Genomic DNA, 18,851 nt, shown 5'->3' with positions numbered 1-18,851 from the left:
ACTAACTTAGCCCTAATCAGTAGACTCGAATCTTCGGATTCGGGTCTTTTTTTATTGGATTTTGAGGAATTGGCGAGGCTTTAGATATACATAACTTTGCATAACATAACGCTTAAGCCGTTCATTTATAAGCACTTAGGTTGTATATTAATAGCTTATAAAATAAAACCAACAATAAGAAAAAAGAGGCACATAAATGCTTATCCCCTCAACAAATAGTTTAAAACAGGCAACGTTAAAAACACTCACTGTGGCCATATTAGCGGCGTTGACATTGCCTGTAGTGGCCTATGCTCAAGCTGATAATGATGTTGTACAATCAAATACTAACACACCGCCACAAGTAACCAGTATGTCTGAATCTGCTGCAGATCAAGCCTTAGCTGAGGATACACAGACTGATGATTTAGATAATGAAGAGGACATGGCGCAAGCTTCTGATGACGCTCAAAGTGACGCTAATGTAGAGGCATCAGGCCCCACTACCAGTGAATCAGCGGCTACCCAAGCCACTGCTCAATCAGATGCTGCCGCTAATGCGGCAAAAGATACCAGCTTATCGGCCATGGCAAAGCAGGTCAACAGTAGCGAGTGGAAGCCGGGCGTGAAGATGACTCAGGCTGTGGGCACCAAAGTACAGGCGTTATTAAACTGGAATCAACATGGTGTCGGTGCTGTCGATGGCTATTGGGGCAAAAACACCCAAAAAGCGATGCAAGCTTTTCAGCAGGCCCAGGGGTTACCCGTCACGGATACTTTGGATCAAAAAACTTGGGAGGCTTTGTTAAAAGGGTCAGGACAAAATGACAATCTTGGGCAAAAACCGGTATTGATTAGCTATACGCTAAAAGATTCAGATGTCAATATTAAGACCACCACGATACCAGCTGGGGTAGAAGCCAAGTCTAAACTTGAAGGGCTGTATTATGAAAGCATTCCTGAAGCATTGGGTGAAAAATTCCATATGAGTGTCAGCTATCTTAAACAGCTCAATCCCAATGCAAAATTTGTCACTGGGGAAACTTTGACCGTTTATAACCCCGGCCGCGCCAATACAAAAGCCATTAGTCGGGTAGTGGCAGATAAAAACCAGCAGACCTTATATGCTTATGACAAAGACAATAAACTGGTGGCCAGCTATCCCACAACCGTAGGCAGTACGGCAACGCCTTCACCCACCGGTACCCATAAAGTAAAAGTTAAGGTAAGTGATCCCAACTACACCCATACCGATGCCGATGGCAAGCAGACCGTCTTGCCTCCTGGACCTAATAATCCTGTTGGCCGGGTGTGGATTGGACTGGATAAACCCTCTTACGGCATTCATGGATCACCGGATCCTGAGCGCATCAGTCGTCAAGCCTCCGCCGGTTGTATCCGCCTAACCAACTGGGACGCTATGGCATTATTAAATACCATTGAAAATGGCGCGACAGTTGAGTTTAAATAAATAGGCTATATTTATATTGATGTAGCTGAATTGACGTACAAGTCAATCCGTCTAAACGGTAGGCTTTAGCCACAAAAAAGACCGCTCTGTAAGGAGCGGTCTTTTTATTGAGAGGGTTAGATGACTGATATCTACTCCACACTCAACCTGTCGCGAGCACTAAATAAAACCTATAAATTAGGTTTTACCACGGTAAGTAATACGACCTTTGGTCAAGTCGTATGGCGTCATTTCAACTTTAACTTTATCACCGGTTAAGATACGGATGTAATGTTTGCGCATCTTACCTGAAATATGGGCAATGATTTCATGTCCATTTTCTAGGCGCACTTTAAAAAGTGTGTTTGGAAGGGTGTCAATGACTTCGCCTTCAAATTCAATAATGTCGTCTTTTTTTGCCATAATTATTTGGGTTAACCCGTTCAAATAGAATTGTAGGTCGTTATTATACGCAACATCCGCTGATTAAGCAAATTTTGTTGTGGTATCACTTGATAAAATACGTCGAATTTGCTAGTTGCTTATTAATGGATGGTTAGAGCGCTTATTGTTCGGGCAGATTTAGCCACTGCGGTGCTAGTGGCACCTTTGGTAGTAGGGCTTGCATTGGCTCAGGGTAATAGGCGTTAATAAAATATAGCCCATCTGGCGGCGCTGTCGGCGGGGCAATGGTACGGTCTTTGGCCTGCAAAATCCGTAAGTAATCCTCAGGTTGAAGCTCACCTTTACCAATGGCAAACAAGGTGCCCATCAGGTTTCGTACCATGTGATGCAAGAAGCCATCTGCCTGAATATCAAACACAATAAACTCGCCATGCTTGAATAGCTTAGCATGATGAATATTGCGTACCGGCTGCTTAGATTGGCAGGCAGCGGCGCGAAAGCTGCTAAAGTCATGGGTGCCGACGATATGCTCAGCGGCCTGCTGCATCAATGCCAAATCTAAGGGCTCATGAATGTGGGTTACCAAGTGATTGAGGACCGCCGGGCGCTGCGGCTGATTGAGAGTAATATAGCGGTAACGGCGGGCGATGGCGCCAAAGCGGGCATGAAACGTATCGGGCATAGGCTGAATCCAGCGAATGGCGATGTCATCCGGCAGCAGACTGTTGGCACCGCGCAGCCAATTATATATGCCGCGCTTGGCAGAAGTGGTGAAGTGAGCCAGCATATTACCGCCATGCACGCCAGCATCTGTACGACCGGCTGCTACCACTTCAATGGGCTCATTGGCAATTTTGCTCAGTGTCTCCTCGAGTACCTGCTGTACACACAACACCTCTTGCTGGCGCTGCCATCCCCGATAGTTTGCGCCATTGAATTCAACACCTAGCGCATAGGTTTGAGCAGGGTGCTGAGGGGTGCTACTAGAGGGTGCTGTGGTCGTCTCAAGCAAATCACTTGAGGCAGTGGGTAGTTGTGTATCGCTTCGATCTGAGGGGGTAAACGTCATGGGTAAAGCCAAATTGGTCGGTAAAATAGGATAAAAAGGGGGCATTATAAAGATTTTTAGGCAAAGTTTATGCCTTATTTACGCTGTATTGCCAGCGCTGACGACGTCTGGCGGGTGTGTCATAAGCCAGATGTAACCACAGCAGTCGGGCATACACAGCAGGAATGGTCAGTCTGCCGGCCGATAACACTTGGTGCTCATATTGCCAGCTACCAGCAGCATAAGCCTCACTGACTCCGCCATAAGGGCACTGGGTCGTACAAACGAGGATATGGCCGTGTGCTGCTACCGTATCCATAGTAGCAGCAAGCTTATCGCTATAAGGGATATTGCCTGCACCAAAGCCCATTAAAATCACCCCAGTCGGCGGCAAGCTTAATAAATTATCTAACTGAGTGGCCAGCCAGTCTGCACTATTTGGGACACAGTAGAGGGTGGGAATGATGGTGTCTTTAGCAGCTTCTAACACAGCAGGCAGCTTGTGCTGAGAGTCCCCGATCCAGTTATGACGGCGTGTGGCAGGCAGTATTTTTTGATAACTGTTGGCCGGATAGCCAGCGCGTTGGTGACCGGTGAAGGCCATGAGGTCATGGCTATGGATTTTTTGTACGGTTTGCGCCGGCCAAGACTCACCTGCAAAAGTGATAGAAACTCCAGGCTCGCCATGGCTGGCAAGTCCGATGGCCTCTGATAAATTACCCCAAGCATCACTGTGTGCATCGATATGATAATTATGAATGTCATTGGCATCAAATAGCGGGCGCATGCTGGCGGTCAATGCTAGGCACAAATCGCTACCGGCGAAAGCTTCTGCCAAAAATGACCCCAGATAACTAAGGGTATCAGTACCAGTAATCAGTACAAACTTACGATACCCCTGCGCATAACGCATCAAAATCAGCTCAAAAAAATGTGCCAAATCAGCCGGTGACAATTGACTGCTGTCTTTGACACAAGTATTTGGCAACACCTCAATTTTTGAAGTTAGGTTTTGATATATTTTATCCAAAAGTAGGGGCAGAAAGGTATCAGCAGGCAGTGCAGATAACGGCTTGCCATAGCTACCAAAAGTACCGCCGGCATAGATAAGTTGGACTTGATTCAGATCTGAGGTGTTGTCGGTGGTGACTGTGGTGTTAATGTGTGTGGTCATGGTAGGTCGTTGTCTCATAAGTTAATGGCAGTGGTATAAACATAGTATAAATGCAGTATAGACGTGCTATAAACCCAATGGCTTAACATTCAGATCAGTAAAGCTGGCCAAGTATTTGCTCAGCAGTTGCCTTTTGGGCTTGGTTGGCCGAGCTATTAATAATTTCTTGCAATAAGCGTTTGGCACTGTCGTACTCACCCAATTCTATGTACTGTTCTGCCAGATCTAAAGTCAGCTTAGCGCCATCTATATCTTTAACGAAATCAAACCCCTGCAGACTGTACGCGTCGGGTTGTGAGCGCATCACTTGGCGCAGCTCATCTGTAGCAGGTGTCGGTGTGCTGTTTAGAGCAGCTTGACGCTCTTCATAGCTTTGAATTTTTATCGCAGGTGATTTATGTGCAGGCTTTTTACTAGCCGCAGTAGAAGAGGGGGCAGCTGCAGTAACTTCAGCGGCTTTTGGCTCGGGGTCAGCTAAAGTTACAGCGTCATGCTCGGCTTTAGACGCAGGTTCAGCATGGGGCTTAGGCTCTTGTGTGCTGGTGTGTTGTAGATTTTCAACAACGGCTTCGGCCATTTTAGTTGCTTCAGGCTCAATGGCTTTAGGTTTAACTGCTTCAGGTTTAACTGATTCAGGTTCAATTGCTTCAGGTTCAACTGCTTCAGGTTCAACTGCTTCAGGTTCAATTGCTTTAGGTTCAATTGCTTTAGGTTTAACTACTTCAGGTTCAATGGCTTCAGGCTTAACTGCTTCAGTGGATTTGGTAGGCAGCTGGTCTCCGTGTTCTTCACCCGCAGCATGCGTCATTGCTGATTTTTTGGACGCTATGGCCGGATCTGCTTGTAAGATATCCGCTTTAGACTGCGCTACCTCAAGCGCTTCTGACTGCTCACTGATGGCCAGCATCTCTGCCAATTCTGCTTCGACTAATAACGGCTCCTCTATGGCTGTCTGCTCTGGCAGCTCTGCTAAGGGGGTGTGTTTAGAAGGTACGGCGTGCTCGGCATCTTGGCTGGGGTCTATGACGCCATCTGCTTGGCCGCTTGGGGTGTTCTTTTGCGGTAAGGCACTGCTGGCAAAGCTGGTACGATCAACAGCTGTGCTTTGGACAACAGACGTGTCCTCTTCATTAGTGGTATGAGCATTAGCCTTGCTCTTATCTTGAGTCACTGTGCGTGATTTTTTTGAGGAGGGTTGGCCACGAAGCATAATTAACAACAGCACGACGATCAGCAGAATAAAAATAATGGCAATGATGACTCTTAAGCTCATAGAAGACTCCTCGCCTTACTGATAGGCTCATTATCAAGAGCAGACAGACGATGTTATAAAGTAAAAAAAAGGAAATAGACCCCTGTAATTAATCAGGTCTGATAAAAGGCCGTCTTGCTTTTATAGCAAAGTAAACTTGTGATTACTAGCAAATTTTAAAATAAGCCGGATGCAGTTTTGGCTGCCAGCTTTGTTAATATCATTACTTATTGGCAGTATTAAATCACTTATGGGCAGTATTAAACCTTGGGAAATAAAAAACTCAGAGCAACTGCCCCGCAAATATCCCAGCAATGTTATAATTGCGTCTATTGGCGAGTGCCGATCTCAACTAACCCCTGTGTTAGCCCAAATCAATCGCATGACAACTTCTTTTAGCTTAAGCGCTCCTTTGTTTGTTTATCTTATTTTTAACCTAATTACTCTGAGTTAATGCTATGCAATTTACCCTACATAAAACAGCCGCGGGCGAGTCTCGTGCGCGCCGAGGTACTGTGACAGTCAATCACGGTGAAATCAGAACCCCAGCCTTTATGCCAGTAGGTACTTATGGCACAGTCAAAGGCATGCTGCCTCGTGATATTGAAGATATTGGCGCTGATATTATTCTTGGTAATACGTTCCACTTGTGGCTGCGTCCTGGCACCGAAGTGATTGATAAATTCGGTGGTCTACATCAATTTATGAACTGGAATAAGCCTATTTTGACCGATTCAGGCGGTTTTCAGGTATTTAGTCTGGGCGCCATGCGCAAGATTACTGAAGAAGGTGTGGCCTTTAAGTCGCCCATTGATGGGGCTAAAGTGTTTTTATCGCCTGAAAAATCAATGCAAATCCAGTATTCATTAAACTCAGACATCGTGATGCAGTTTGATGAATGCACGCCATACCCAGCGACTTATTCTGAAGCCCAAAAATCACTTGAGCTCTCCCTACGTTGGGGTCAACGCTGCGTCGATGAGCACAAAAAATTGGGCAATACCAATGCACTGTTCGGCATTGTGCAAGGCAGTATGTATGAAGATCTGCGTCGTCAATCTATGGATGGCTTGTTAGAGATTGGCTTTGATGGCTATGCTATTGGTGGTCTGTCTGTGGGTGAGCCCAAAGAGGAGATGATCAGCGTTTTAAATTACATGCCAGAGCTTATGCCAGCCGATAAGCCTCGCTATCTAATGGGCGTGGGCAAGCCTGAGGATGTTTTAGAAGCGGTACGCCGCGGGGTCGATATGTTCGACTGCGTGATGCCTACCCGTAACGCGCGTAATGGACATTACTTTGTCACTGGTAATGAAGACAACCAAGGCATTGTACGCATTAGAAACAGTCAATATCGTGAAGATCAAGGCCCATTAGATCCAGAGTGTGACTGCTACTGCTGCCAAAACTTTAGCCGTGCTTATTTATATCACTTAAATAAGTGCAAAGAGATGCTCGGCGCTCAGCTGGCCACCATTCATAATCTGCGTTATTATCAGCGCTTAATGCAAGGCATTCGTGATGCCATCGATGAAGACAGATTTGATGAGTTTGTAGCGGACTTTTACCACAGACGTGGTCAGGATGTGCCGCCTTTAGATCTCAAATAAATAACAAACCACTTAAATTTTGAATGATATACCCATGCTCTTTAATCTAACGATTAGAGGGCATTTTTATATCTGTAGAGAGGAGGAGCAATACAAAAAAAGGGTGGCTTTCATACTAACCGGCAATTTTCCTTTGCTATCTTTAATGTTATGTTATAACATAATTATATAAAGTCGATTTGTTTAACCTATTTAACCTATTTATCTATTGTTATCTATTTAAAACTGTCTAAAAGGATTCTGCCATGCAAGTCTTAAGCTCACTAAAATCTGCCAAAAACCGTCATCCTGATTGCCAAGTGGTGCGTCGTCGTGGACGGGTGTTTGTGATTAATAAAACAGATGGCCGCTTTAAAGCGGTTCAAGGCAAAAAAAAGAAATGACAAGTCGGCTTTATATGACATAAAAAAATAGGGTCAGCACTATCGGTGCCGACCCTATACTATTGCCGACCCACATACTATTTTAGTAGGTCAACCAATTGCTGAAGATACTCTCCATCGACCTCATCAAAGGTGGCTAACGTATCTGAATCAATATCTAATACTGCGATAATCTCACCCGCCTCATCTGTTATCGGTACCACAATCTCCGACTGTGATAGGGAGGAGCAGGCGATGTGATTGGGATGCGCATTGACATCATCAACAATTTGAGTGGTACCCGTCGCCCAGACCTCACCACATACGCCCTTACCATGCGGGATACGGGTGCAAGCCAGCGGACCTTGAAACGGACCAAGAATGAGCTGATTGGCACTGCTATCGACCCGATAAAATCCAATCCAAAACCAGTTAAAGGTGTCTTTTAACAACGCCGTTAGGTTGGCCATATTAGCGATTAAATCACTTTCACTGCTGACAATGGCTTCAGCTTGTTTTAATAATAATTGATACTTTTCGGCTTTGTTGGTATTGGGATCAATGGGGTTTATTGCTTGCATAGTATTCTCTTATCTATTTTATTATTAATGCTTATTATTAACTAAACTTACGCATAACCAGATGATATGGTGGCCGGTGATCATTTTAAATCGTCTGAGGATAAAGCCAGTCAATACAAAAATAATCACCAGCCATTTGTAACGTTCAGAATCTTTTATTTGTGTAAATTAAGGTGTTGATGCTTATTATTGATGCTAATGACTTATTTTATGACTGACGGCTTATCACAGGTTACGCTCAAGTAGCATGGCATCACCATAGCTAAAGAAGCGGTATTTTTGAGCAACCGCATGCTCATAAGCCTGCTCGATATTGGCTTTTCCGGCAAAAGCGGAAACCAGCATGAGTAACGTTGATTTTGGCAGATGAAAATTGGTCAGCAGTTTATCAATCACCCCAAACCTAAAACCTGGATAGATAAAGATATCAGTATCACCAGACCACGTGGAGATATGGCCGTGCTCGTCGGCAGTCTTTTGATAAGCGGTCTCTAGCACACGAGTCACTGTGGTACCAATGGCGATTACTTTATTACCGTTTTGATGCGTCTGATTAATCAAATCGGCAGTGGCTTGTGGCAGATTGGCATACTCGCTGTGCATGGTGTGATTAAGCAAGTTGTCGGTCTTGACCGGTGCAAAGGTGCCAGCGCCCACATGTAAGGTGACGTACGCGGTGTTAATGCCTTTATCGGCCAGCTGCTTGAGTACTTTATCATCAAAGTGTAGGCTTGCGGTGGGGGCAGCCACGCTGGCAAGCTTGGTCGGGTCATGAAATACGGTTTGATACCGCACATTGTCAGTTTCATCGGCATGACGTTCAAAATATGGTGGAATTGGCAATTCACCATACTGCTCTAAATCTGGCAGGATAGGGTTTTTAAAGCTTAAAATAAATAGGTTTTCATGACGGCCAATCATCACACATTCGATATTACCATCGCCTAATAATAGCGTCTGCCCCATTTTCGGCGCTTTGCTGGCACGCACATGACACAGTGCGACATTATCATGAATATCGCCATCTGCTTCGGTGTAATCGCTATCGTCCGTCAGTCTTTCAACCAAAACTTCTACTTTGCCACCGGTGTCTTTTTGCCCAAATAAGCGTGCTTTCATCACCTTGGTGTCGTTAAACACAATCAAGTCACCTGCCTCTAAAAGGTCAGGCAAGTCAGCGAAGTTTTTGTCCTGAATATCAAAAGTACCGTCCGTTTGCGCCGTATTAGAAGCGGGCAAATACATCAAGCGTGACGCACTGCGCTCAGCCAGTGGATAACGGGCGATATACTCATCAGGCAGGTCATAATCGTAATCAGCAACACTGAGATAGCCTTCTGTTTCGGCGTTGTCAGTAGGCATATTGCTTGAGCTGTCATGTTGGTTTTGAGAGAGAGGCTGAGTCATAAGTTGTCTTTAATCGGGTCAATATAAAAGTGGGGTGTGCCGCAAGCCAAGGCTGTGCGCAATGCGGAGTAGTTTAACAGAAATAACTGTTTTTTGAGTTGAGTTTTGGGTCAGTTAAGTTGCTATGAGTGCTTAACAGGGGATTTTATGGACTAAAGAGCCTTTGTTATAAACCAAACAGATCAGGCTGCGTGTTTAAGTCATCTAAGCTTGTGAGGTTTGAGTAGGTGACCCCGACCAAGCGAATGGGCAGATGGCGCGGGACATCGGCGAACAGCTTTTGTAACCAATAATGCGCCGACTCAGCAGAAGGGAACGGCGTGTTCAAAGTGTGTGAGCGGGTGATTTGAGTGAAGTCAGCATACTTTATCTTAAGGGTAATGGTGTGGCCCAGACGCCCCTTTTTGGACAGTTGCTCAAAGGCATCGGCATTTTGTTCAAAGATTTGTACCAGTAAGTTGGCTGTGTCACGTAGGTTATCGCGAAAGGTGGTCTCTGAGCCCACTGACTTGTGTTTGCGTTCTGCTTTAACAGGTCGATTATCGTTACCGTGAGCAATCTCGGAATAAAAGCGGCCACGCTTGCCAAACTCATACTCTAAAGTGTCCACTGGCGCTGCGCGCAAATCAGCGCCGGTATATATGCCCATTTCATGCAGGCGCTTGGCGGTGGCTTTGCCGATACCATGAAACCGCTCAATCGGCAGTGTGGCAATAAAGGCATCGGCCTGATCGGGTGTGATGACCGCAATGCCATTGGGCTTATTAATATCCGAGGCAATCTTGGCGAGCATTTTGTTAAAAGACACACCGGCTGAAGCGCGCAGCTGGGTCTGCTCATAAATCTGTGCTCGCAGCCAATTGGCCATCAAGGTCGCCGAGCCGTGATGCGCCTTAATGCCGGTCACATCAAGATACGCTTCATCAAGCGATAAGGGCTCAACCAAGTCGGTTAGGCTGAGCATAATGTCGCGGATCTGTTGGCTGACCTGACGATACACCTCAAAGCGGGGACGCACGAATATGGCCTCAGGGCAGCGCCGCTTAGCTTCATAGCAAGACATGGCCGAGCGCACCCCGAATTTGCGAATCTCATAACTGGCAGCGGCCACCACACCGCGGCCGCTGGGGTCACCGCCAACCACCAACGGCCTTCCGCGCAGCTGTGGGTTATCACGCTGCTCAACACTGGCATAAAACGCATCCATGTCGAGGTGAATGATCTTGCGCTGCGGCTGGGTGTCTTGGATTAGGCTTTTGATGTCATTAGAGGTTGTCATTGTCTCAGAGCTTTTATCAAAGATTAGCAATCTGGATATAAGACTTACTAGCTATTATAAGGTAATAATGAAGAGACCGACAGGTTGACTGGGCTTGAGCCTTTATTAATAAATATTTGTAATTTTACAATATTGTTATAGATTTATTTAATAGGAAGATTTATAATTTTTCTGTCCACCATAGAACATTCCACCATAGAACATTCCACCATAGAACATTCATATTAGCAATTCCTCTAGATTTGTAATAGAGGTTCATTTTTAGACAGCATAGACAATTCCAAATAAGTTTTCACCAGAAATAATCACTCTTAGATAAATTAGTTACATCCGAAGTTAGTAATTATTTAATTGGTGTAAATAAACCTGCAATATGTCATTAAACTTCAAAAAATAGTATCTATTAAATAACAAGCGCTAACCGCCTATAAGGTTCATTGGTTATGAATCTTATAGGCGGTGGCTCGATTGCCCCTAATTTTCAGGAGAGTGTAAGACCGTAGCCCATAAAATCTTAAATATTGACCCGTTACATATAAACCTATTTACATATAAACCTATGTGTTTTTATAAAAAATACATAAATTATTTTTTAAACCTTAAAGGTAATAAATATCATGAAAAAAATTATTTTAGCTACTTCAGCATTAGTTCTAGGTTCTGTAGCTGCACACGCTGCAGACGGTACAGTAACCATTAACGGTCTGGTAACAGATCAAACTTGTAAGGTAACTAATGGCAGCAAGGATATCAGGGTCACTCTACCAACTGTTGGCGTGAATTCTTTAGCAACTGCAGGCACTACTGCTGGTCGTACTCCGTTCACTATTAATCTAGAAAACTGTAAAGCGGGTAATGTATCAGTATTCTTTGAAACTGGTGGTAATGTAGATGCGGCTACTGGCAACTTAAATAATGCAACTGGTACTGCTAAGAATGTACAAGTTCAACTGCTAAGTGATAAATCAATAGTTATCCCAGTGCTGGCTAATGCCGCTCAGTCTTCAGTTACTACAAGAGCAGCAGTGGTAGGTGCTACTGAGACAGCAACTACAGGTACAGCTGCGCTGAACTACTATGCTCAGTATTTAGCAACAGGTGCAGCAACGCCAGGTACAGTAGCTACTTCGGTTCAATACACAGTTAATTATCAGTAATTAACAAATTATAGAATTGTATTTATTAGAAGTAAGAAGGCTAGGATGTCATCATCATAGCTTTCTTTTATAGTTCTCACGTAGGAAGTGATATTATGAGGTTCAATAAACAGTTACTTAAAGCCGGTCTCATGGTTTTATTAATCCCCTTCACAGCGGCTAATGCACAGATCATATTGCATGGTACGCGTGCCATTTATCCTTCCGATGCTCGTGAGATTACGCTGCAGTTGAGTAATGACGGTGATAAACCCTCACTAGTACAAGCTTGGATTGATGAAGGTAATCCAGATACAACGCCTGATAAATCAAAAGCACCTTTCGTTATTACGCCTCCCATAACTCGTGTTGAAGCAGGAGAAGGTCAAGCCTTACGTATTAGCAAGCTGCCAACTACCGAAAGCTTAAGTAAAGACCGAGAAACCTTATTTTGGCTGAATGTATTAGATATTCCCCCTAAGCCTGCGAAAAACGATAAAGCAGCACCAGAAAACTACTTACAACTGGCGATTCGCTCACGTATTAAGTTCTTTTACCGTCCCGATAGTATCAAAGCAGACAGGTCGGTGGCTCCTAAGTCGCTACGTTGGGCAGCTAAAGACAATCAGTTGACGGTGGATAACCCAACCCCTTTTTATATTACTTTAACTTCTATTGTGCAACAGCAAAAAGATAGTGAACAAGTAGTTGTTTTATCCGATGGCATCATGCTAGCTCCTTTCTCTGAGCAAAAAATTAGTGTGAATGGCTCTAGCATTAATATCAAAGACATCAAGTTCACCACCATCAATGACTACGGTGGTCGTGTAGAAAGTACAGTTGAGTAAAGGGTATTTGCTAAAAGGAGAGGCTAAAAGCTTTCAAAAAACAAATGAGTTAATCAAAATTAGATGGTAGAGCTATGAGTAAACTGCTGATGATAACTAAAAGTATGGCACGTAGTTTTGACTATCCTCTTATTTGTGGTGTGATAACTCTGAGCTTGTCAGGTGTCATCAACGCTCAAGATTTGGGACAAGAGAAAGCCTATTCGATTGGCATGGATGCTGATTTTGACTCTAGTTTTCTTATTGGTGATGCTAAAAAAATCGATATAACAAAGTTTGCTAATGGCAATCCAATTTTGCCAGGTGAGTACAATTTAGATGTTTATATTAATGGCACTTGGTACGGTAAACGTCAGATTGAGTTTAAAGCAACTGCTGATAACAGCCCTGCCAGTACCTGCTTTACGGCTAAGCAGCTGCTTGAGTACGGGGTTAAAGCTCAAGTAATAAAAGAGCAATTGCAGCTGGCATCAGATAATTGTGAGGTATTAGGCTCCTGGATCGAAGGTGCCTTTTATAAGTTTGATAGTTCAAGATTGCGCTTAGACCTCTCCATACCTCAAGTTTCTATGCAGCAAAATGCACGAGGCTATATTGATCCTAGCGTTTGGGATAGAGGTATCAATGCTGCATTTGCTTCTTATAATGCCAATGCTTATAAGACTTTCAATAGTGAAAAAGGTGCAGATAGAACAAACGCCTTTTTGTCCTTAAATGCTGGAGCTAATCTTGCCAGCTGGCAACTGCGTCACAATGGTCAATGGACTTGGTCTGACGGTTATGAAAACGAAAAGTCAGAATCAGACTATACTGCGGTAAACACCTATCTTCAACGTGCTTTTCCTCAATACAGAGGGGTATTGACGCTAGGAGATAGTTTTAGTGATGGCAATATATTTGACTCATTTGGCTACCGCGGTATTGAATTTGCCACCGATGATCGAATGTTACCCAATAGTTTGGCAGGATATGCTCCACGTATTCGTGGTAATGCTAAAACCAATGCCAAGGTTGAAGTAAGGCAGCAAGGTCAGCTGATTTACCAAACTACAGTTGCCGCTGGTGGTTTTGAGATTAATGATTTATATCCTACCGGGTTTGGTGGTGAACTTGAAGTTTCTGTTATTGAAGCCAATGGTGAAATACAGAAGTTTTCTATCCCCTATGCTTCAGTTGCAGAAATGCTACGTCCTGGCCTAAGTCGTTATTCCCTGATGCTAGGTAAATATCGGGACAGTAATATGGATAAGGACCCTGTTGTTTTTCAAGGACAATATCGACGCGGTGTGAATAACTTTGTGACAGCATATGGGGGTATACAAGCCTCTGAGAGTTATAAAGCGGCTACATTAGGTACTGCTGTGGCCACACCGATCGGAGCAGTATCATTAGATATCACCCATTCTGATACAGATTTTGAAAATCGTAACTCAGAATCGGGTCAAAGTTATCGTCTAAGCTACAGTAAGCTAATTAGTCCTACTAATACCAATGTAACCTTGGCAGCCTATCGATATTCTACTGAAGGCTTTTATAAGCTACGTGATGGTCTTATGGCACAAGAGCAAGACGAACAAGGTATTGGCTCTGCTTATATTGGTAAACAGCGTAGTGAGTTTCAGGTTACTTTAAACCAAGGTCTACCCAATCAGTGGGGCAACTTTTATTTAACCGGTTCTTGGACAGACTACTGGCATGATCAGCAAGATACCAAGAGTTATCAGGTAGGCTATAACAATAGCTATCGTGGGGTTAATTATGGTTTGTCTGCAAATAAAAGAGTTGTAGAAAGTCAAACAACCGGTAGGCGAGAAGACGACACTGAGTATATGCTGACCTTATCCTTACCGCTATTCACAGGAAAAAATCCTGCTAACTTAAACTCTTATACCACCACAGATAGAGCCACAGTGGGTGTAACGGGAGCTGTTGGTGATCGTTTCAATTATGGAACAACCTTAGCTACAGAGTATGGCGAGAACCCAAGCCTAAGCACTAATGCTGAGTATAAAACCAATGCTGCAACCTTAGGGGGAACATATAGTGTCTCAGAGGATTATCAGCAGGTTGGACTATCAGCACGTGGTAATGTAGTGGCACACTCAGAGGGTATTGTGTTTGGTGCTGAGCAGGGTCAGACTATGGTTTTGGTTTATGCCCCTGATGCACAGGGCGCTAAAGTGAATAATACCGCTGGTCTAACTATCAATAAGTCAGGTTATGCAGTTATTCCTTATGTAACCCCTTATCGTATTAATGATATTAGCCTTGATCCAAAGGGGATGTCTTTGGATGCAGAGCTTGATAGTACCAGTCAGCGTATCGCTCCTTATGCCGGATCCATTTCTAAAGTAAGCTTCTCGACTACGGCTGGCAAGGCTATTTATATCCATGGAGTAAACTCAAAAGGTGAACCCTTACCTTTTGGGGCAGACGTCTATGATTCTAAGGGCGAGCATGTTGGAATGATTGCACAGGGCAGTTTGGCTTATATTCGAACCCATAACTTATTCGATACAATTACGGTAAAATGGGGTGCGGATTCATCAGAGCAATGTCAGATTGAGTATGATATTAGAAAAGAATCGAATGATAGTAATAAAAATATGATGATGCTTGAGGGATTGTGCCATGAGCTATAAATATCTACAAGCTATGTTGCTGCTCATGGGGTTAGGGTTTGGCTCCGAGGCTTATGCGAAGTGTAGTTTAAGTAAGCCATTTGAAACAGTAAAAATAAATATGAGCATTGGTAAAGTTGTTATTAGGCCAAGTGATACTGTGGGTACAGTGCTATATAAAAAACAAATCCCTATCCCTGATAATAGATCGTCAACGGTGTCTTGTGATGGAAACAGTCCTGGAAAGTTGATAGCAGAACTGGTTGGTAACCCACAGTTAGCGATGCAGCCCAATATTTATAGAACCAATATCCCAGGTATTGGGATTCGCTTGTATAGAACAGTTAAAGGTAACTCTACTTTTTCAGGCTACTATCCTTATACAAGACAATTAGACGCTAATAATAATTATTATATTGGGGCAGGTGAGTTTGTCATTGAAATTGTAAAAACAGCGATGACAACTGGAACAGGTAGTTTGGCACAAGGTCTATATAGTACTTACTACTTAGACACTGATGCTACCATACCTTTATTAACAAGCTCGGTAATAGGGGAGACCATTACTATTACATCTTCCTCCTGTGAGATTGTAGGCAATAAGGATAGAGTGGTACAGTTGCCAACCATTAATAAGTCAGGTTTTAAAGGGGTAGGTTCAACTCAAGGAACTCAACCTTTTGATATGAATATTAAGTGTGTTGGTGGAAAAAATGCTTCAGATACGATTAGTCTAAGCTTTGATTACGATGTTGCTACCGGTACAAACAATGTATTGAAAAACTTGTCACCAGATAATGTAAAAGCAAAAGGAGTAGGTACTCAGCTACTATCGAATAATAAGCCTATTGTGGACCAAGGAACAGTTATACTTGGAAGCTTAGGTTCAGAACAGCAAGTTACCTATAATGTGCCCTTAGAAGCCAGATACTATCAAACAGAAGCGACAGTTACTGCAGGTGAAGTGAAGTCTATGGCCACTGTGACTATTGAGTATGACTAGCAATCACTAAATGAATTAAAAGAAAATTGTTAATAGAAGAGGGCTGAGCTTTAGGGTTCAGCTTTTTTTTATTTTGGCTCCTTTGTGCCAAACCTAGCGTAGAAAATAGTATCTACGATTTAGCCAATGCTTTTTGGTATACCTGTTTTAGCTGGCTAAAGTGACTAATCTGCTCAAGACTTGCTAGTGTCGTGAGGCTCATTGAAGCCATGAATGATACTTGGGAAATACCTTTTATGGGATTAGTTAATGTAAGCGGTTGACAAAGCTCAAATAAGTAATATAGCTTAGTGCTTCTACTAGAGGAGCCTGCTTGTTCAATGGTTATCTCATTTCTAGGAAGCAGTCGAACATTTTTGATCGGCCATAGCTTATTGATCTCTTTATTATCATCACGGCCTGAATCGGTAGCTAACGCTAAATAACTTAATTCATTAATGACATGGCGCTGATATTTACGTAAAAAAGTGCTTTCAGGAATATGGTACCAACGAGCAAGGCCCTGCTCGAATTTCTGAAAATAGCTTTCAGTTCGTCCCTCTTTATTTCCTAAAGCAACGGTTAGGGTTAAATCGGGATAGAGAATTTGACTCATGCCACTATAAGGAATTCGGGCAGGTTCTTGAACATATAGCCGCTCGGCAATATGATTGACACGACTGGTATAGTCAACCTCATCTGATAATGACAGTTGTGTAGGTAAGCCTTCATCAGATCTGCCAATCTGTTGGATTAAAAATTCAGATAGCCAGTGATGACCCTGATGGGAAGTGGTCAATTCACCAGCTTTAGTATTATCATTAGAAGAAGTTACATTTGGTAGTAGGGCAAAAGCGCCAATGCCCACCTCATCGATTTCGTTCTGATAAGGGTTTTTCATGTTAGCTTGGTCAAAATAGCCAGGGTAGAGTGCAAACGCACCAACTACCGGACGACTTTTTCGTATATTGTTAATTTGCTCATTTGAGTTTCTATCATCTGTGATGATTCGAATAAGGGCATCTCGATAACGGTGCATTTGATTAATGGCATCATCGGGTACATAGTCTTTATGTTCTACATCAGGCTCAATATCGAAGCTATTTTGAGGGGTCTTAATACGATACTTGGCATCAAATATCCAGATGAAGCTTTGTGTCGCCTTAGTTCGCTTTTCAGGGTTCTCTGATATTGGTAGAGTCACCTGTAGTACGATATCTGGTCGCTGAGTAGTCAAATAAGAACGAATCTTCGTTCCCTTTTTTCCAAAGTTTGGCTCGTGGGCCAACCGCGCAGTAACACCATCATTACGTTTGAACGTAATCGCTCCTGCAAACCCATCTTTTAATTGATACTCGAAAAAGCTATTTAGGGTCAGGTTAGGCTTTGTTAGGCTTACTTCCTGAAAATCTAATTCATCAGTTAAGATGTTCCTTAACATCAAAAAGCACCAGATTTCGTAGATTTCAGCAACAGACTTCATAGAGATACTGGTTTGATTGTCAAACACATCTAGATAAAATTTTAGATCCTGCCATATGCGGTATACCAAGCTATAGCCTGATTTTTGTTGTAATACTAAAGACTCATGGCTTAGTCCTTGATAGCGACCAACTTCTTGCATGAAACGATGTTTAAGCGTTTTTTGTAGCGGCTGTTGCCAGCTATGCAGCTCTGTCAAAAAAGCATCAGACAAGCGTTGATTATCAGGGGCAGCATTAGCTGCTCTTAATTTCTGCTCAAAGCCAGATAGTCTTTTTATAGTACTGTTGACCACCATCTTAATAAATCGGTTTTCAGGCGTATCCACACTAAGTTGCTGTTTGACCACAGGATAGCTTTTATCATGGCGGCCATTATTAAAGTCTTCTTTAATCTTAGTGCATAAGCGGTGTGGTATTTTTCCTTTTAGACGAGCGGCTTTGTTATATGAAAGGTGAGGCTGTAATCGACTGTGCGGTGCTTGGCTAATAACTTTTAAACCATACTCGAGCTGATCACGCATTTGAGTAAAGTTGGCAAGCCACAATAGGGGGAAATAATTGCGTTGTTGTCCTTTTCCTGCTTCTTGCTCAGTTGGAGCAACTAAACTAAAGCGCCAGAGTGGAAAAGTACGGTCAATAGTGTGATACATCGCTGGCAAGTCGTCATGCAAGCTCATTTTGGTTGGTAATACCTCAAAAGCAATCTTGCTGTGATATGTTTGATACTCGGTAATATATTCCAACGGTAGGCGCATCCAGCCCAAGTGATTGGCAGTGTTGATGCTACCAGTCAAGCGTGCGGGGAGTGAGCGATGTGCTTCAGCGAAACGAAAGCTTTCATTAATCAGATGGCTGCGATGAGTTAAATACGCATTATTGACGGATATAGGAGAGGTGTCTGTAAAAAATAGCCATTCAAATTGATATTGAATGTTTTCAAAGAATACAGGCTCATTTAGCCGTATTTTAGTTTCGGCAGCTGACTGCAGAATATCCTTGTCTGCATCTAATGGCACACCCATAAAGCTCACATCAATATCTAATATGGGTGGTGAGACACGGAGCGTAGGCCTGTGAGTTTGCTCAGTGCTGAGCGCTTGGCGCTTACGCATTGTATCATCGTAAGTCGCTTTGCGTTTACTGATATCTTTACACCAAATTGATAATTCAAAATGTGGTGTCTGAATACGTAATAACTCTGGCATAATCTGCGCTCCATCAGCCTAGTTGAAT

At 43.3% G+C, this 18,851-nt stretch carries 15 protein-coding genes; 7 read left to right on the top strand and 8 right to left on the bottom strand.

What is annotated here, in order from left to right:
- Positions 1 to 196: 196 nt before the first annotated feature.
- Positions 197 to 1,450, top strand: coding sequence for a L,D-transpeptidase family protein (locus DLE54_RS09130; protein ID WP_110816942.1), 1,254 nt, complete (start codon positions 197 to 199; stop codon positions 1,448 to 1,450).
- A gap of 177 nt (positions 1,451 to 1,627) precedes the next feature.
- On the opposite strand, the gene infA is transcribed toward DLE54_RS09130, so the two are convergent.
- The 4 genes from infA to DLE54_RS09110 form a co-directional block, all read right to left on the bottom strand.
- Positions 1,628 to 1,852, bottom strand: a complete 225-nt coding sequence (gene infA / locus DLE54_RS09125; RefSeq protein WP_011961149.1) for a translation initiation factor IF-1 — start codon at positions 1,850 to 1,852, stop codon at positions 1,628 to 1,630.
- A 142-nt stretch (positions 1,853 to 1,994) separates the two neighbouring features.
- The gene (truA, locus tag DLE54_RS09120; RefSeq protein WP_227535195.1) at positions 1,995 to 2,903 is read right to left on the bottom strand and encodes a tRNA pseudouridine(38-40) synthase TruA; all 909 of its coding nucleotides are present in this window, start codon (positions 2,901 to 2,903) and stop codon (positions 1,995 to 1,997) included.
- Positions 2,904 to 2,970: 67 nt separating this feature from the next.
- Positions 2,971 to 4,056 carry an asparaginase gene (locus DLE54_RS09115; RefSeq protein ID WP_110816941.1) on the bottom strand — a complete coding sequence of 362 codons (1,086 nt, stop codon included), beginning with the start codon at positions 4,054 to 4,056 and terminating at the stop codon, positions 2,971 to 2,973.
- Between the two features lie 94 nt (positions 4,057 to 4,150).
- Entirely contained in the window at positions 4,151 to 5,329 is a 1,179-nt protein-coding gene (locus DLE54_RS09110; protein ID WP_110816940.1) for a FimV/HubP family polar landmark protein, read from the bottom strand.
- 437 nt (positions 5,330 to 5,766) lie between these two features.
- Here DLE54_RS09110 and tgt point away from each other — a divergent pair, with 437 nt between their 5' ends.
- Positions 5,767 to 6,918, top strand: coding sequence for a tRNA guanosine(34) transglycosylase Tgt (tgt, locus tag DLE54_RS09100; protein WP_110816938.1), 1,152 nt, complete (start codon positions 5,767 to 5,769; stop codon positions 6,916 to 6,918).
- 245 nt (positions 6,919 to 7,163) lie between these two features.
- Positions 7,164 to 7,301: a type B 50S ribosomal protein L36 gene (gene ykgO, locus DLE54_RS09095; RefSeq protein WP_011961143.1), complete on the top strand. Its 138-nt coding sequence runs from the start codon at positions 7,164 to 7,166 to the stop codon at positions 7,299 to 7,301.
- 77 nt (positions 7,302 to 7,378) lie between these two features.
- On the opposite strand, the gene DLE54_RS09090 is transcribed toward ykgO, so the two are convergent.
- The 3 genes from DLE54_RS09090 to dinB all read right to left on the bottom strand — a co-directional run bounded on the left by DLE54_RS09090 (position 7,379) and on the right by dinB (position 10,547).
- Positions 7,379 to 7,861 (bottom strand): GAF domain-containing protein, encoded by a 483-nt coding sequence (locus tag DLE54_RS09090; RefSeq protein WP_110816937.1) that lies wholly within the window; start codon positions 7,859 to 7,861, stop codon positions 7,379 to 7,381.
- A 225-nt stretch (positions 7,862 to 8,086) separates the two neighbouring features.
- Positions 8,087 to 9,268 carry a tRNA preQ1(34) S-adenosylmethionine ribosyltransferase-isomerase QueA gene (gene queA, locus DLE54_RS09085; protein ID WP_110816936.1) on the bottom strand — a complete coding sequence of 394 codons (1,182 nt, stop codon included), beginning with the start codon at positions 9,266 to 9,268 and terminating at the stop codon, positions 8,087 to 8,089.
- A gap of 166 nt (positions 9,269 to 9,434) precedes the next feature.
- Positions 9,435 to 10,547, bottom strand: coding sequence for a DNA polymerase IV (dinB, locus tag DLE54_RS09080; protein ID WP_110816935.1), 1,113 nt, complete (start codon positions 10,545 to 10,547; stop codon positions 9,435 to 9,437).
- A 617-nt stretch (positions 10,548 to 11,164) separates the two neighbouring features.
- On the opposite strand from dinB, the gene DLE54_RS09075 reads away from it, so the two are divergent.
- From DLE54_RS09075 to DLE54_RS09060, 4 genes are all read left to right on the top strand, one after another.
- Positions 11,165 to 11,704: a fimbrial protein gene (locus DLE54_RS09075; RefSeq protein ID WP_110816934.1), complete on the top strand. Its 540-nt coding sequence runs from the start codon at positions 11,165 to 11,167 to the stop codon at positions 11,702 to 11,704.
- A gap of 95 nt (positions 11,705 to 11,799) precedes the next feature.
- Complete coding sequence (locus DLE54_RS09070; RefSeq protein ID WP_110816933.1) at positions 11,800 to 12,531, top strand: molecular chaperone; 732 nt, start codon at positions 11,800 to 11,802, stop codon at positions 12,529 to 12,531.
- Positions 12,532 to 12,605: 74 nt separating this feature from the next.
- A complete protein-coding gene (locus DLE54_RS09065; protein ID WP_110816932.1) occupies positions 12,606 to 15,173 on the top strand; it encodes a fimbria/pilus outer membrane usher protein in 2,568 nt (855 codons plus the stop codon).
- Positions 15,163 to 16,155 carry a fimbrial protein gene (locus tag DLE54_RS09060; protein ID WP_110816931.1) on the top strand — a complete coding sequence of 331 codons (993 nt, stop codon included), beginning with the start codon at positions 15,163 to 15,165 and terminating at the stop codon, positions 16,153 to 16,155. The genes DLE54_RS09065 and DLE54_RS09060 overlap by 11 nt, the downstream gene beginning before the upstream one ends.
- Before the next feature lie 112 nt (positions 16,156 to 16,267).
- On the opposite strand, the gene DLE54_RS09055 is transcribed toward DLE54_RS09060, so the two are convergent.
- Positions 16,268 to 18,823: a DUF2357 domain-containing protein gene (locus DLE54_RS09055; protein ID WP_110816930.1), complete on the bottom strand. Its 2,556-nt coding sequence runs from the start codon at positions 18,821 to 18,823 to the stop codon at positions 16,268 to 16,270.
- Positions 18,824 to 18,851 lie beyond the last annotated feature (28 nt).

It is taken from the genome of Psychrobacter sp. YP14, assembly GCF_003209315.1.
Taxonomy (GTDB): Bacteria; Pseudomonadota; Gammaproteobacteria; order Pseudomonadales; family Moraxellaceae; genus Psychrobacter; species Psychrobacter raelei.
This window is presented reverse-complemented; position numbering and strand designations above follow the sequence as displayed.